The 13,319-nt window shown below is 70.7% G+C and carries 13 protein-coding genes; 1 reads left to right on the top strand and 12 read right to left on the bottom strand.

The annotated features are described in order from the left end of the window. Positions 1 to 7 precede the first annotated feature (7 nt). The 11 genes from nuoK to ACIGW2_RS01820 all read right to left on the bottom strand — a co-directional run bounded on the left by nuoK (position 8) and on the right by ACIGW2_RS01820 (position 10,714). Positions 8 to 307 carry an NADH-quinone oxidoreductase subunit NuoK gene (nuoK, locus tag ACIGW2_RS01870; RefSeq protein WP_356061246.1) on the bottom strand — a complete coding sequence of 100 codons (300 nt, stop codon included), beginning with the start codon at positions 305 to 307 and terminating at the stop codon, positions 8 to 10. Then, positions 304 to 1,146: an NADH-quinone oxidoreductase subunit J gene (locus ACIGW2_RS01865; protein ID WP_361574942.1), complete on the bottom strand. Its 843-nt coding sequence runs from the start codon at positions 1,144 to 1,146 to the stop codon at positions 304 to 306. Before ACIGW2_RS01865 ends, nuoK begins: the two co-directional genes overlap by 4 nt. Beyond that, positions 1,143 to 1,760, bottom strand: coding sequence for an NADH-quinone oxidoreductase subunit NuoI (gene nuoI / locus ACIGW2_RS01860; RefSeq protein ID WP_361574939.1), 618 nt, complete (start codon positions 1,758 to 1,760; stop codon positions 1,143 to 1,145). The genes ACIGW2_RS01865 and nuoI overlap by 4 nt, the downstream gene beginning before the upstream one ends. Next, a complete protein-coding gene (gene nuoH, locus ACIGW2_RS01855; RefSeq protein WP_399840925.1) occupies positions 1,753 to 3,081 on the bottom strand; it encodes an NADH-quinone oxidoreductase subunit NuoH in 1,329 nt (442 codons plus the stop codon). The genes nuoI and nuoH overlap by 8 nt, the downstream gene beginning before the upstream one ends. Before the next feature lie 41 nt (positions 3,082 to 3,122). Next, on the bottom strand, positions 3,123 to 5,561 hold the full coding sequence (locus tag ACIGW2_RS01850; protein ID WP_399840565.1) for an NADH-quinone oxidoreductase subunit G: 2,439 nt from the start codon (positions 5,559 to 5,561) through the stop codon (positions 3,123 to 3,125). Next, positions 5,558 to 6,907, bottom strand: a complete 1,350-nt coding sequence (gene nuoF / locus ACIGW2_RS01845) for an NADH-quinone oxidoreductase subunit NuoF (protein ID WP_391653266.1) — start codon at positions 6,905 to 6,907, stop codon at positions 5,558 to 5,560. Before nuoF ends, ACIGW2_RS01850 begins: the two co-directional genes overlap by 4 nt. Then, positions 6,907 to 7,650 (bottom strand): NADH-quinone oxidoreductase subunit NuoE, encoded by a 744-nt coding sequence (gene nuoE, locus ACIGW2_RS01840; RefSeq protein WP_391653268.1) that lies wholly within the window; start codon positions 7,648 to 7,650, stop codon positions 6,907 to 6,909. Before nuoE ends, nuoF begins: the two co-directional genes overlap by 1 nt. Continuing rightward, the gene (locus ACIGW2_RS01835; RefSeq protein ID WP_399840563.1) at positions 7,647 to 8,966 is read right to left on the bottom strand and encodes an NADH-quinone oxidoreductase subunit D; all 1,320 of its coding nucleotides are present in this window, start codon (positions 8,964 to 8,966) and stop codon (positions 7,647 to 7,649) included. The genes nuoE and ACIGW2_RS01835 overlap by 4 nt, the downstream gene beginning before the upstream one ends. After that, complete coding sequence (locus tag ACIGW2_RS01830; protein WP_391653272.1) at positions 8,963 to 9,694, bottom strand: NADH-quinone oxidoreductase subunit C; 732 nt, start codon at positions 9,692 to 9,694, stop codon at positions 8,963 to 8,965. Before ACIGW2_RS01830 ends, ACIGW2_RS01835 begins: the two co-directional genes overlap by 4 nt. A gap of 88 nt (positions 9,695 to 9,782) precedes the next feature. After that, a complete protein-coding gene (locus tag ACIGW2_RS01825; RefSeq protein ID WP_265863904.1) occupies positions 9,783 to 10,337 on the bottom strand; it encodes an NADH-quinone oxidoreductase subunit B family protein in 555 nt (184 codons plus the stop codon). A 17-nt stretch (positions 10,338 to 10,354) separates the two neighbouring features. Continuing rightward, complete coding sequence (locus tag ACIGW2_RS01820) at positions 10,355 to 10,714, bottom strand: NADH-quinone oxidoreductase subunit A (protein WP_030494815.1); 360 nt, start codon at positions 10,712 to 10,714, stop codon at positions 10,355 to 10,357. A 688-nt stretch (positions 10,715 to 11,402) separates the two neighbouring features. On the opposite strand from ACIGW2_RS01820, the gene ACIGW2_RS01815 reads away from it, so the two are divergent. Beyond that, positions 11,403 to 12,233 carry a C40 family peptidase gene (locus tag ACIGW2_RS01815; protein WP_391653273.1) on the top strand — a complete coding sequence of 277 codons (831 nt, stop codon included), beginning with the start codon at positions 11,403 to 11,405 and terminating at the stop codon, positions 12,231 to 12,233. Positions 12,234 to 12,320: 87 nt separating this feature from the next. Here ACIGW2_RS01815 and ACIGW2_RS01810 read toward each other — a convergent pair whose 3' ends face one another. After that, positions 12,321 to 13,244, bottom strand: coding sequence for an NAD(P)-dependent oxidoreductase (locus ACIGW2_RS01810; protein ID WP_391653274.1), 924 nt, complete (start codon positions 13,242 to 13,244; stop codon positions 12,321 to 12,323). Between the last annotated feature and the right edge of the window lie 75 nt (positions 13,245 to 13,319).

Genomic DNA, 13,319 nt, shown 5'->3' with positions numbered 1-13,319 from the left:
CAGCCCCTCACAGCTTCATCAGGCTGGCGTCGTCGACCGAGGCCGAGTGACGGGCACGGAAGACGGACACGATGATCGCGAGTCCGACGACGACCTCCGCGGCGGCCACGACCATCGTGAAGAAGGCGATGATCTGGCCGTCGAGGTTGCCGTGCATGCGGGAGAAGGCGACGAACGCGAGGTTGCAGGCGTTGAGCATCAGCTCGACGCACATGAAGAGCACGATCGCGTTGCGCCGGATCAGCACCCCGGTGGCACCGATGGTGAACAGCAGTGCGGCGAGGTACAGGTAGTTGACGGGATTCACCGCGTGGCCTCCTCTCCGTCGCGCTTGCGGCCCAGACGCTCCGCGGAGCGCTGCTCCAGGGCCTTGAGGTCGGCCAGCGCCTCGCCCGACACGTCACGGATCTGACCGCGCTTGCGGAGCGTGGAGATCACGGTGAGCTCGGCCGGGGTGCCGTCGGGCAGCAGGCCGGCGATGTCCACCGCGTTGTGCCGGGCGTAGACGCCGGGGGCGGGGAGCGGCGGCACGTGCGTGCCCTCGCGGACCCGCTGCTCGGACAGTTCGCGCTGGGTGCGGGCGCGTTCGGTGCGCTCGCGGTGGGTGAGCACCATCGCGCCGACGGCGGCGGTGATGAGCAGGGCGCCGGTGATCTCGAAGGCGAAGACGTACTTGGTGAAGACGAGGGCGGCGAGGCCCTCCACGTTTCCGCCGTAGGCCCCGTTGGCCGCGCCGAGCCCGTTGAACTCCTTCAGGGAGGCGTGGCCGAGGCCGGCGATCAGCAGGATGCCGAAGCCGAGCGCGCAGGCGGCGGCCCACCAGCGCTGTCCCTTGATGGTCTCCTTCACGGAGTCGGCGGCGGTGACGCCGACGAGCATGACCACGAAGAGGAACAGCATCATGATCGCGCCGGTGTAGACGACGACCTGCACGATGCCCAGGAAGTAGGCGCCGTTGGCGAGGTAGAAGACCGCGAGGACGATCATGGTGCCGGCCAGGCAGAGCGCCGAGTGGACGGCCTTCCTCATGAGGATCGTGCACAGCGCGCCGATGACGGCGACGGTGCCGAGCACCCAGAACTGGACGGCCTCGCCGGTGGAGGTCGTGGAGGCGGCGAGGGTCTGCGCCGCGAGGTCCGCGCTCATCGGCCGGCCGCCTTCCCGGAGGCCGGCTCGCCCTCGCCGAAGGTCGACTCGGCCTCCTGCACCGTCTCCCCCTTGGAGACGGCGACCTGGCGGACGGTGCCGGGCGCGGCCTCCGTGACCAGGCCGCGGTAGTAGTCCTGCTCGTCGGTGCCCGGGTAGATCGCGTGCGGGCTGTCGACCATGCCCTCCGTGAGGCCCGCGAGCAGCTGCTCCTTGGTGTAGATCAGGTTCTCGCGGGAGGAGTCGGCGAGCTCGAACTCGTTGGTCATCGTGAGCGCCCGGGTGGGGCAGGCCTCGATGCAGAGTCCGCACAGGATGCAGCGGGCGTAGTTGATCTGGTACACCCGCCCGTACCGCTCGCCCGGCGAGTAGCGCTCCTCGTCGGTGTTGTCGGCGCCCTCCACGTAGATGGCGTCGGCGGGGCAGGCCCAGGCGCACAGCTCGCAGCCGACGCACTTCTCCAGGCCGTCGGGGTGACGGTTGAGCTGGTGCCGGCCGTGGAAGCGGGGCGCCGTCGTCTTCTGCTGCTCCGGGTACTGCTCGGTCAGCCGCTTCTTGAACATGGCCTTGAAGGTCACGCCGAAGCCGGCCACCGGATTCTGGAAATCAGACACCGTCCGTCTCCTTTCCATCACTCGCAGGAGCAGTATCGGGGCCACCACTGACGATCAGCTCCCGCTCGCTGCGGGGCCGACGCCGCGGTACGGGCGGCAGGGACTGTCCGGGCTTGGGCGGTACGGGGAATCCGCCCGCCATCGGGTCGAAGGCGCGGCCGGTGTCGGCGGCGGGTGCCTCCCGCTTGCCCTTGCGGTCGCGGAACGTGTCCGCCACGAAGGACAGCAGCAGCACCGCGAGCACGGCCCCGGCCACGTACAGCACGATCGTCTGGAAGTCGTAGTTCTCGTTGCGCAGCGCCCGGACGGTGGCGACCAGCATCAGCCAGACCACGGAGACCGGGATGAGCACCTTCCAGCCCAGCTTCATCAGCTGGTCGTAGCGGACCCGGGGCAGGGTGCCGCGCAGCCAGATGAAGAAGAACAGCAGCAGCTGGACCTTGAGGACGAACCAGAGCATCGGCCACCAGCCGTGGTTGGCGCCCTCCCAGAAGGTGCTGATCGGCCACGGGGCCCGCCAGCCGCCCAGGAAGAGGGTCACCGACACGGCCGAGACGGTCACCATGTTCACGTACTCGGCGAGCATGAACATCGCGAACTTGATGGACGAGTACTCGGTGTTGAAGCCGCCGACGAGGTCGCCCTCGGACTCCGGCATGTCGAAGGGGGCGCGGTTGGTCTCGCCCACCATGGTGACGATGTAGATGATGAAGGAGACCGGCAGCAGGATCACGAACCAGCGGTCGGCCTGTGCCTCCACGATCTTCGAGGTCGACATCGACCCGGAGTAGAGGAAGACCGAGGCGAACGCGGCGCCCATGGCGATCTCGTAGGAGATCATCTGCGCGCAGGAGCGCAGTCCGCCGAGCAGCGGGTAGGTCGAGCCGGAGGACCAGCCGGCGAGGACGATGCCGTAGATGCCGACGGAGGCGACCGCGAGGACGTAGAGCATCGCGATCGGCAGGTCGGTGAGCTGCATCGCGGTGCGGTGCCCGAAGATCGACACCTCGTTGCCGGCCGGGCCGAACGGGATCACCGCGATCGCCATGAAGGCCGGGATGGCCGCGACGATCGGGGCGAGCACGTAGACGACCTTGTCGGCCCGGCGGACGATCACGTCCTCCTTCAGCATCAGCTTGATGCCGTCGGCGAGCGACTGGAGCATGCCCCAGGGGCCGTGCCGGTTGGGGCCGATGCGCAGCTGCATCCAGGCGACGACCTTGCGCTCCCACACGATGGAGAAGAGCACGGTCACCATCAGGAACGCGAAGCAGAAGACCGCCTTGATCGCGACGAGCCACCAGGGGTCCGTGCCGAACATGGACAGGTCCTCGGCGGCGAGCAGGGTGTTCACGCCGGAGCTCACGCCTGCACCTCCTTCGTGGTGGTGGCCGGGCCGATCCGGACCGGGTCGCCGGGGCGGGCGCCGGTGTCGGCGAGGACGCCGTGGCCCGCGGAGTTCAGCGGCAGCCAGACCACCCGGTCGGGCATCTCGGTGACGGCCAGCGGGAAGCTCACCGCACCGGACGGGCCGGTGACCTCGAGCAGGTCGCCGTCCTTGACGCCGGTGTCGGCGGCGGTGTCGGCGGACAGCCGGGCGACGGCGGCGTGCCGGGTGCCGGCCAGCGCCTCGTCGCCCTCCTGGAGCCGGCCGAGGTCGAGCAGCAGCCGGTGTCCGGCGAGGATCGCCTCGCCCTCGCCGGGGCGGGCGGCGGGCTGGCCGGGCTCGGCCGGCTCGGTGGCCCGTTCGCCGGTCCAGCCGGCGAGCCGGTCCAGCTCGCCCCGGATCGACCGCAGGTCGGGCAGCCCGAGGTGGACGTCCAGCGCGTCGGCCAGCATGTGCAGCACGCGCGCGTCGGTCGGGGCCAGGGCCCTGGTCATCTGCTCGGGCTTCAGCGCGGCCTCGAAGGAGCGGGCGCGGCCCTCCCAGTTGAGGAAGGTTCCGGCCTTCTCGGCGACCGCCGCGACCGGCAGGACCACGTCGGCCCGCTCGGTGACGGCGCCGGGGCGCAGCTCCAGGGAGACGACGAAGGCCGCGTCGAGGGCCTCACGCGCGCGCGCCGGGTCCGGCAGGTCGTCGACGTCCACGCCGCCGACGAGCAGCGCGGCGAGCTCGCCGGTGGCGGCGGCCTCGACGATCTGGCCGGTGTCGCGGCCGTAGCCGTGCGGGAGTTCGCGGACGCCCCAGACGGCGGCGACCTCCTCACGCGCGCGGGGGTCGGTCGCGGGCCGGCCGCCGGGCAGCAGGGCGGGCACGGCGCCGGTCTCGACGGCGCCCCGCTCGCCGGCCCGGCGCGGGATCCACACCAGGCGGGCGCCGGTCGCGGTGGCGGCCCGGACGGCGGCGGTGAGCGCGCCGGGCACGCCGGCGAGCCGCTCGCCGACCGCGATCACGGCGCCTTCCTCGCGCAGCGCCTCGGCGGCCGCCAGGCCGTCCGCGGAGAGGCCGACCCGGGAGGTGAGGGCGTCGAGCCACTCGGTCTCGGTGCCGGGCGCGGCGGGCAGCAGCGTGCCGCCCGCCTTCTCCAGGCCGCGGGTGGCGTGCGAGGCGACCGCGAAGGTGCGCTGGCCGCGCTTGCGCCAGGACTTGCGGAGCTTCAGGAAGACGCCGGGCGCCTCCTCCTCGGCCTCCAGGCCGACCAGGAGCACCGCCGGGGCCGCCTCCAGGGAGCGGTAGGTGACGCCCGAGCCGTCCAGGTCGTGGCCGCGTCCGGCGACGACCGAGGCCAGGAAGTCGGCCTCCTCGCCGGAGTGGACGCGGGCCCGGAAGTCGACGTCGTTGGTGTCGAGGGCGACCCGGGCGAACTTGGCGTACGCGTAGGAGTCCTCGACCGTCAGCCGGCCGCCGGTCAGGACGCCGGTGCGCCCGCGCACGAGGCCCCGGGCGGCGGCCTCCAGGGCCTCGGGCCAGGACGCCGGTTCGAGGACGCCGGCCTCGTTGCGCACCAGCGGCGTCGTGAGCCGGTCGCGCTGCTGCGCGTACCGGAACGCGAACCGCCCCTTGTCGCAGATCCACTCCTCGTTGACCTCGGGGTCCTCGGCCGCGAGCCGCCGCATGACCTTGCCGCGCCGGTGGTCGGTGCGGGTCGCGCAGCCGCCGGCGCAGTGCTCGCACACGCTCGGCGAGGACACCAGGTCGAAGGGGCGGGAGCGGAAGCGGTAGGCGGCGGAGGTGAGCGCGCCGACCGGGCAGATCTGGATGGTGTTCCCGGAGAAGTACGACTCGAAGGGGTCGCCCTCGCCGGTGCCGACCTGCTGGAGCGCGCCGCGCTCGATGAGCTCGATCATCGGGTCGCCGGCGACCTGGTTGGAGAAGCGGGTGCAGCGCGCGCACAGCACGCAGCGCTCGCGGTCGAGCAGCACCTGGGTGGAGATCGCGACCGGCTTCTCGTAGGTGCGCTTCTTCCCCTCGAAGCGGGAGTCGGCCTGGCCGTGGGACATCGCCTGGTTCTGCAGCGGGCACTCGCCGCCCTTGTCGCAGACCGGGCAGTCCAGCGGGTGGTTGATGAGCAGCAGCTCCATCACGCCGTGCTGGGCCTTCTCGGCGACCGGGCTGGTCAGCTGCGACCGGACCACCATGCCGTCGGTGCAGGTGATGGTGCAGGAGGCCATCGGCTTGCGCTGGCCCTCGACCTCGACGATGCACTGGCGGCAGGCGCCGGCCGGGTCGAGCAGCGGGTGGTCGCAGAAGCGCGGGATCTCGATGCCGAGCTGCTCGGCGGCCCGGATGACCAGGGTCCCCTTGGGGACGGAGATCTCGATGCCGTCGATGGTCAGCGTGACCGCATCCTGGTCCGTCATGCGTTCACCTCCCGGTGCTTGTCCGCCCAGGCGGTGGACTTGGCGGGGTCGAAGGGGCAGCCCTGGCCCGTGATGTGCCGCTCGTACTCCTCGCGGAAGTACTTCAGCGAGGAGAAGATCGGCGAGGCGGCGCCGTCGCCGAGGGCGCAGAAGGACTTGCCGTTGATGTTGTCGGCGATGTCGTTCAGCTTGTCGAGGTCGGACATGACGCCCTTGCCGGCCTCGATGTCGCGGAGCAGCTGGACCAGCCAGTAGGTGCCCTCGCGGCAGGGGGTGCACTTGCCGCAGGACTCGTGGGCGTAGAACTCGGTCCAGCGGGTGACGGCGCGGACCACGCAGGTGGTCTCGTCGAAGCACTGCAGCGCCTTGGTGCCGAGCATGGAGCCGGCGGCGCCGACGCCCTCGTAGTCGAGCGGGACGTCGAGGTGTTCGTCGGTGAACATCGGGGTGGACGAGCCGCCCGGGGTCCAGAACTTGAGCCGGTGCCCGGGCCGCATCCCGCCGCTCATGTCGAGCAGCTGGCGCAGCGTGATGCCGAGCGGGGCCTCGTACTGGCCGGGCGAGGCGACGTGGCCGCTGAGCGAGTAGAGCGTGAAGCCCGGGGACTTCTCGCTGCCCATCGAGGTGAACCAGTCCTTGCCGCGGTTGAGGATCGCGGGAACCGAGGCGATGGACTCGACGTTGTTCACCACGGTGGGGCACGCGTACAGACCGGCGACCGCGGGGAAGGGGGGACGCAGCCGGGGCTGGCCGCGGCGGCCCTCCAGCGAGTCGAGCAGCGCGGTCTCCTCGCCGCAGATGTACGCGCCGGCGCCCGCGTGCACGGTGAGTTCGAGGTCCAGGCCGCTGCCGAGGACGTTCCGGCCGAGGTAGCCCGCCTCGTAGGCCTCCTTCACCGCGTGGTGCAGGCGGCGCAGCACCGGCACGACCTCGCCGCGCAGATAGATGAAGGCGTGGCTGGAGCGGATCGCGTAGCAGGCGATCACGATGCCCTCGATGAGCGAGTGCGGGTTGGCGAAGAGCAGCGGGATGTCCTTGCAGGTGCCCGGCTCGGACTCGTCGGCGTTGACGACGAGGTAGTGCGGCTTGCCGTCGCCCTGCGGGATGAACTGCCACTTCATGCCGGTCGGGAAGCCGGCGCCGCCGCGTCCGCGCAGACCGGAGTCCTTCACGTACGCGATGAGGTCGTCGGGCGACATCGCGAGCGCCTTGCGCAGGCCCTCGTAGCCCTCGTGCCGCCGGTAGGTCTCCAGGGTCCAGGAGTCGGGCTGGTCCCAGAAGGCCGACAGGACGGGTGAGAGCAGCTTCTCGGGGCTGCTGTTGTTGATCTCGGCTGCCAAGGTCATCACTCCCCCTCCCCACTGGCCGATGCGCCGCGGGGGTGGACGATCTTGTGGTGCGGGGTCTCGCCCTTGGCCAGCCGCAGCCCGACGAGCGAGGCCGGGCCGGCCCCTCCGGAGGCCTCGACGGCCCCCTCGCGCTCGTCGGGGAAGCCCGCCAGGATGCGGGCGGTCTCCTTGAAGGTGCACAGGGGCGCGCCGCGGGTCGGCGACACGGGCCGCCCGGCGATCAGGTCGTCCACGAGCCGCTTGGCGGACTCGGGCGTCTGGTTGTCGAAGAACTCCCAGTTGACCATCACGACCGGTGCGAAGTCGCAGGCCGCGTTGCACTCGATGTGTTCGAGGGTGACCTTGCCGTCGGGCGTGGTCTCGTCGTTGCCGACGCCGAGGTGCTCCTTGAGCTCCTCGAAGATGGCGTCGCCGCCCATGACCGCGCACAGCGTGTTGGTGCAGACCCCGACCTGGTAGTCGCCGGACGGCTTGCGCCGGTACATCGTGTAGAAGGTGGCGACCGCGGTGACCTCGGCGGTGGTCAGGCCGAGCACGTCGGCGCAGAACTGCATGCCGGTACGGGTCACGTGGCCCTCCTCCGACTGCACGAGGTGCAGCATCGGCAGGAGCGCGGAGCGGGAGTCCGGGTAGCGGGCGATGATCGCCCGCGCGTCGGCCTCCAGTCGGGCCCGGACGTCGGCCGGGTACTCGGGTGCGGGCAGCTGGGGCATGCCGAGGCTGATCTGTCCGTCGGTCATCGGTCGACACCTCCCATCACGGGGTCGATGGAGGCGACGGCCACGATGACGTCGGCGACCTGGCCGCCCTCGCACATCGCGGCCATGGCCTGCAGGTTGGTGAAGGACGGGTCGCGGAAGTGGACCCGGTAGGGGCGGGTGCCGCCGTCGGAGACGACGTGCGCGCCGAGTTCGCCCTTGGGCGACTCGACCGCCGCGTACGCCTGCCCGGCGGGGACCCGGAAGCCCTCGGTGACCAGCTTGAAGTGGTGGATCAGGGCCTCCATGGAGGTGCCCATGATCTTCTTGATGTGGTCGAGGGAGTTGCCGAGGCCGTCGGGGCCGAGGGCCAGCTGCGCGGGCCAGGCGATCTTCTTGTCGCCGACCATGACCGGTCCGGGCTCCAGCCGGTCGAGGCACTGCTCGACGATCCGCAGCGACTGCCGCATCTCCTCCAGGCGGACCAGGAAGCGCCCGTAGGCGTCGCAGCTGTCGGCGGTCGGGACCTCGAAGTCGTAGTTCTCGTAGCCGCAGTACGGGTCGGTCTTGCGCAGGTCGTGCGGGAGGCCCGCGGAGCGCAGGATCGGCCCCGTCGCGCCGAGCGCCATGCAGCCGGTGAGGTCGAGGTAGCCGACGTCCTGCATGCGGGCCTTGAAGATGGGGTTGCCGGTGGCGAGCTTGTCGTACTCCGGCAGGTTCTTCTTCATGGTCTTCACGAACTCGCGCACCGCGTCGACCGCGCCGGGCGGCAGGTCCTGCGCCAGGCCGCCGGGGCGGATGAACGCGTGGTTCATGCGCAGGCCGGTGATCAGCTCGTACAGGTCCAGGATCATCTCGCGGTCCCGGAAGCCGTAGATCATGATCGTGGTGGCGCCGAGCTCCATGCCGCCGGTGGCGATGCACACCAGGTGCGAGGAGAGCCGGTTGAGCTCCATGAGCAGCACCCGGATGACGCTCGCCCGGTCCGGGACCTGGTCGGTGATGCCGAGCAGCTTCTCCACGCCGAGGCAGTACGCCGTCTCGTTGTAGAACGAGGTGAGGTAGTCCATGCGCGTGACGAAGGTGGTGCCCTGCGTCCAGGTCCGGAACTCGAGGTTCTTCTCGATGCCGGTGTGCAGGTAGCCGATGCCGCAGCGGGCCTCGGTGACGGTCTCGCCGTCGATCTCGAGGATGAGCCGGAGCACGCCGTGGGTGGACGGGTGCTGGGGGCCCATGTTGACGACGATGCGCTCGTCGTCCGCCTTGGCCGCCGACTGCACGATCTCGTCCCAGTCGCCGCCGGTGACCGTGTAGACGCTGCCCTCGGTCGTTTCGCGGGGGTTCGATGCGGTGTTCACGAGTACGACCTCCGCTGGTCCGGAGCCGGGATCTGGGCGCCCTTGTACTCGACGGCGATGCCGCCGAGGGGGTAGTCCTTGCGCTGCGGGTGGCCCTGCCAGTCGTCCGGCATCATGATCCGGGTCAGGGCGGGGTGGCCGTCGAAGACGATGCCGAAGAAGTCGTAGGTCTCGCGCTCGTGCCAGTCGTTGGTCGGATAGACCGGGACGAGCGACGGGATCCGCGGCTCGGCGTCCGGCGCCGAGACCTCCAGGCGGATCAGCCGGCCGTGGGTGAGCGAACGCAGGTGATAGACCGCGTGCAGCTCGCGGCCCTTGTCGCCCGGGTAGTGGACGCCGGAGACGCCCGTGCACAGCTCGAAGCGCAGCGCCGGGTCGTCGCGCAGGGTGCGGGCCACCCGGACGAGGTGCTCGCGCGCGATGTGGAAGGTGAGCTCGCCGCGGTCGACGACCGTCTTCTCGATGGCGTTCCCGGGCACCAGGCCCTGCTCCTCCAGGGCGCCTTCCAGCTCGTCGGCGACCTCGTCGAACCAGCCGCCGTACGGGCGCGAGGCCGGACCGGGGAGCCGGATCGAGCGGACCAGGCCGCCGTAGCCGGAGGTGTCGCCGCCGTTCTCGGCACCGAACATGCCGCGCTGGACGCGGACCTCCTCGCCGTGCTCCCCGCGCTGACCCGGCAGGTTCTGGGCGCTGAGCTCCTTCTCGGGGTTGGGTGTCTCGTCGCTCACGCTGCAGACCTCTTCGCTTCTCCGCCCGCGCTGCGCAGAGGCGCGCGCATCGTCGTCATCTGCGGCCCGGCGGCCGCGCGTGCGTCGCTCACCGGAGCAGACCCTTCATCTCGATCGTCGGCAGCGCCTTCAGCGCCGCCTCCTCCGCCTCGCGGGCCGCTTCCTTCGCGTTCACGCCGAGCTTGGAGCCCTGGATCTTCTGGTGGAGCTTGAGGATCGCGTCCATCAGCATCTCGGGGCGGGGCGGGCAGCCGGGCAGGTAGATGTCGACCGGGACGATGTGGTCCACGCCCTGCACGATCGCGTAGTTGTTGAACATGCCGCCCGACGAGGCGCACACGCCCATCGAGATGACCCACTTCGGGTTCGGCATCTGGTCGTAGACCTGCCGCAGCACCGGCGCCATCTTCTGGCTCACCCGGCCCGCCACGATCATCAGGTCTGCCTGGCGCGGGGAGCCGCGGAAGACCTCCATGCCGAACCGGGCCAGGTCGTAGCGGCCGGCGCCGGTCGTCATCATCTCGATGGCGCAGCAGGCGAGGCCGAAGGTCGCCGGGAAGACGGAGGCCTTCCGGACCCAGCCCGCGGCCTGTTCGACGGTCGTCAGCAGGAAACCGCTCGGCAGCTTCTCTTCGAGTCCCATGGGTGCTCCTCAGCCCCTCAGTCCCATTCCAGGCCGCCGCGCCGCCACACGTACGCGTAGGCGACGAAGACGGTGAGCACGAAGAGCAGCATCTCCACGAGCCCGAAAAGCCCCAGGGCGTCGAAGGTGACGGCCCAGGGGTAGAGGAAGACGATCTCGATGTCGAAGACGATGAAGAGCATCGCCGTCAGGTAGTACTTGATCGGGAAGCGACCGCCCCCGGCCGGCGTCGGCGTCGGCTCGATGCCGCACTCGTACGCCTCAAGTTTTGCCCGGTTGTACCTCTTTGGCCCGATAAGCGTGGCCATGACCACGGAGAAGATCGCAAACCCCGCTCCCAGGGCACCGAGCACGAGGATGGGCGCGTACGCATTCACGCTCCTCGCTCCTTCCAGTCGTCCTTGACCGTTGGACCGCACCGTCGGAGTCGCGGAGTCCTCACCGCATCGCGAGTCGCGGAAGATCGCTCACATGTGAGGCAGTTCACAAGCCCGACGTCCGCGTATCTTAAGCCCGCCTCTCTGTGATCTGCGACACGGGGTGCGCCAAGGACTTTGTGATCTCCACCACCTGACGAAGGATCATGAAGTCGGATGAGCGGTGATCTTGCCACGCGAAGCGCCCAGGTGATCACCAGATGTGACATCCACACCGGAAATCGCTGGTCGGAGGGGGTGTTGCACTATCAAGCGATGGGGCCTACAGGCAAATTGGCGGTGGGACGCGTACGAGTGATAAAGGATCCGGCCATCGCCCGGTCGGGGGGCCGCGCGGACGCGGGTGGACACGTGCGCGCGTTCACGAGCGCCGATGTGACCTGCACCACACTCACAGCCTCACTGGAAGAACGGGGCTTGGCCATCGACGTGAAGAGGTGGTAAGTGGCGGGCAATTCGGACGTTTCCTTGAAAACCCATGATCAAGGCCCCATTGACCGCTGCCCGATTTGCCCGTTACGGCGTCAATAAGGGTGCGGAAGAAGCGGATTCGAGGGTTCCGAACGTATCTGTGGCGCAACCCACGTTTCTTGAAGGGAACCCTGAAGCCCTGATAGCGGTTGTTCCCATGTCCCAGACCGCTCCCATACGTAGCCACCGGAAGCCCCGCCAGAGCGCCTCGAAGCTCGCGCTCCGCGCCGGAGTTGCCGGTGGCGTCCTCAGCACCATCGCGGTGGCCGGCGCCGCCGCCCCGGCGAACGCCGAGCCGCTGACCGAGAAGACCCTGGAGATGCCCACCCTGGGCTCCCTCGGCACCGACCTCGCCAGCGCCGTCTCCGCCTCCGCCGAGGCGAGCCAGCAGGAGGCCCTGGACCAGAGCCTCGCCGCCCAGGAGAAGGCCGCGCTGGAGAAGGCCGCCAAGGACGCCAAGAAGGCGAAGGCGGAGGCCGACCGCAAGGCCGAGGCGGAGAAGGCCGAGAAGGCCCGCGCCGAGGCCCAGGAGCGCGCCTCCCGCGCCGCGGCCCGTACGACCCTCTCGGCGAAGGCCACGTCCTCCTCGGACTCCGTGGGCTCCTCGTCCTCCAGCAGCTCCCAGGTCGCCACCGGCTCCGCCGCCGCGATCGTGGCCTTCGCCAAGGCCCAGGTCGGCGACGCCTACGTGTCCGGCGGCACCGGCCCCAACTCGTGGGACTGCTCCGGCCTCGTCCAGGCCGCCTACCGCCAGGCCGGCATCGACCTGCCCCGCATCTCGTACGACCAGTCGAGCATGGGCACCTCGGTCTCCCTGAGCAACCTCCAGCCGGGCGACATCCTCTACTGGGGCTCGCGCAGCGGCTCGTACCACGTCGCGATCTACGTCGGCGGCGGCAAGTACGTCGGCGCGCAGAACCCGTCGACCGGTGTCGTCGAGCGCGACCTGGACTGGGACCCGCCGTCGGGCGCCGTGCGGATCCTCTGATCCCGCCCCGTTCGCGTCGAAGGGCCGTCACTCCTCGGGGGAGCGACGGCCCTTCGGGCTTGTACGGGCATGCGACGGATCGAGGCGTTACTTCCGGAATGCCTCGATGATCCGGGCGTACGAGTCGGAGCCGTGCCCGGCCGCCACCGCCTCCCGCATCATCGCCAGGTGCAGCTCCGGCAGCCGGTTGTCGACGCCCCGCGCCTCGGCGGCGTGCAGCAGGTGCTCGATGCCCGCGACCTGGATGTCGATGGTGGCGTCGTCACCCGGGTACTCCCCCGCGTCGATCTGGCCGGCATAGGCGCCGAGGAACCCGGCGACCGTGCGGAGCCAGCGCACCGCGAGGGCCGTGAACTCCCCGGCCGGCACGCCGTCGGCCCCGGTCAGCGCGGTGCCGTGCAGCCAGCCGCCGAACACCGACCACATGAGGCCGAGCAGCCCCGCGTCGTACAGCGAGGCGAGGCCGGCGTCCGTGCCGAGGTCCACCGGGTCGCCGAGGACGGCGAGGGTCGCCCGGTGGGCGTCCAGGAGGCCGGCTCCGCCCGCGTACAGGATCATGTGGGCGCTGTCGCCGATGCCGGGCGGGGTCGTCATGATCCCGCCGTCGAGGTAGCCGATGCCGTGCCCGGCGGCCCACTCGGCCTCCGCGCGGGCCTGCTCGGGCGAGCCGGAGGTCAGGTTGACCACGACCCGGCCGCGCAGCGCGCCGGCGACGGGGTCGAGGAGGGCGCGGACCGTCGGGTAGTCCAGGACGCAGACCACGACGAGCTCGCTCGCCGCGACCGCCTCGGCGACCGTGGCGGCCCGGCGGGCGCCCCGGGCGACCAGCGGACCGGCCTTCTCGGGGCTGCGGTTGAAGACGGTGGTGGGGTGCCCGGCGGCCAGGAAGGCGGCGGCGAGGGCCGTGCCCATGCGGCCGAGGCCGATGACGGTGACGGGCTGCTTGCCGGCGTCGAGGGTGGCACCCGTGGTGGCGGTGGTGTGCGTGGTGGTGGTGTTCGTCTCGCTCATGGGTTCCACGCTCCCAGCGGCGGAATCCGGCCGACAGGAGCAGGACTGCCGCCCGGCGCACGCTTCCTGCCATAG

The sequence above is a fragment of the Streptomyces sp. NPDC053541 genome (genome assembly GCF_044544705.1).
GTDB lineage: Bacteria > Actinomycetota > Actinomycetes > Streptomycetales > Streptomycetaceae > Streptomyces.
The sequence above is the reverse complement of the archived record's forward strand: the minus strand, read 5'-3'. Positions and strand labels throughout refer to the sequence as shown.

Coding starts and splice junctions, on each gene's coding strand:
- ACIGW2_RS01850 (WP_399840565.1), bottom strand. CDS start 5,561: ATGACGGACCAGGATGCGGTCACGCTGACCATCGACGGCATCGAGATC.
- ACIGW2_RS01815 (WP_391653273.1), top strand. CDS start 11,403: ATGTCCCAGACCGCTCCCATACGTAGCCACCGGAAGCCCCGCCAGAGC.
- nuoE (WP_391653268.1), bottom strand. CDS start 7,650: ATGACCGACGGACAGATCAGCCTCGGCATGCCCCAGCTGCCCGCACCC.
- nuoH (WP_399840925.1), bottom strand. CDS start 3,081: ATGTTCGGCACGGACCCCTGGTGGCTCGTCGCGATCAAGGCGGTCTTC.
- ACIGW2_RS01825 (WP_265863904.1), bottom strand. CDS start 10,337: ATGGGACTCGAAGAGAAGCTGCCGAGCGGTTTCCTGCTGACGACCGTC.
- nuoF (WP_391653266.1), bottom strand. CDS start 6,907: ATGACCTTGGCAGCCGAGATCAACAACAGCAGCCCCGAGAAGCTGCTC.
- ACIGW2_RS01865 (WP_361574942.1), bottom strand. CDS start 1,146: ATGAGCGCGGACCTCGCGGCGCAGACCCTCGCCGCCTCCACGACCTCC.
- ACIGW2_RS01810 (WP_391653274.1), bottom strand. CDS start 13,244: ATGAGCGAGACGAACACCACCACCACGCACACCACCGCCACCACGGGT.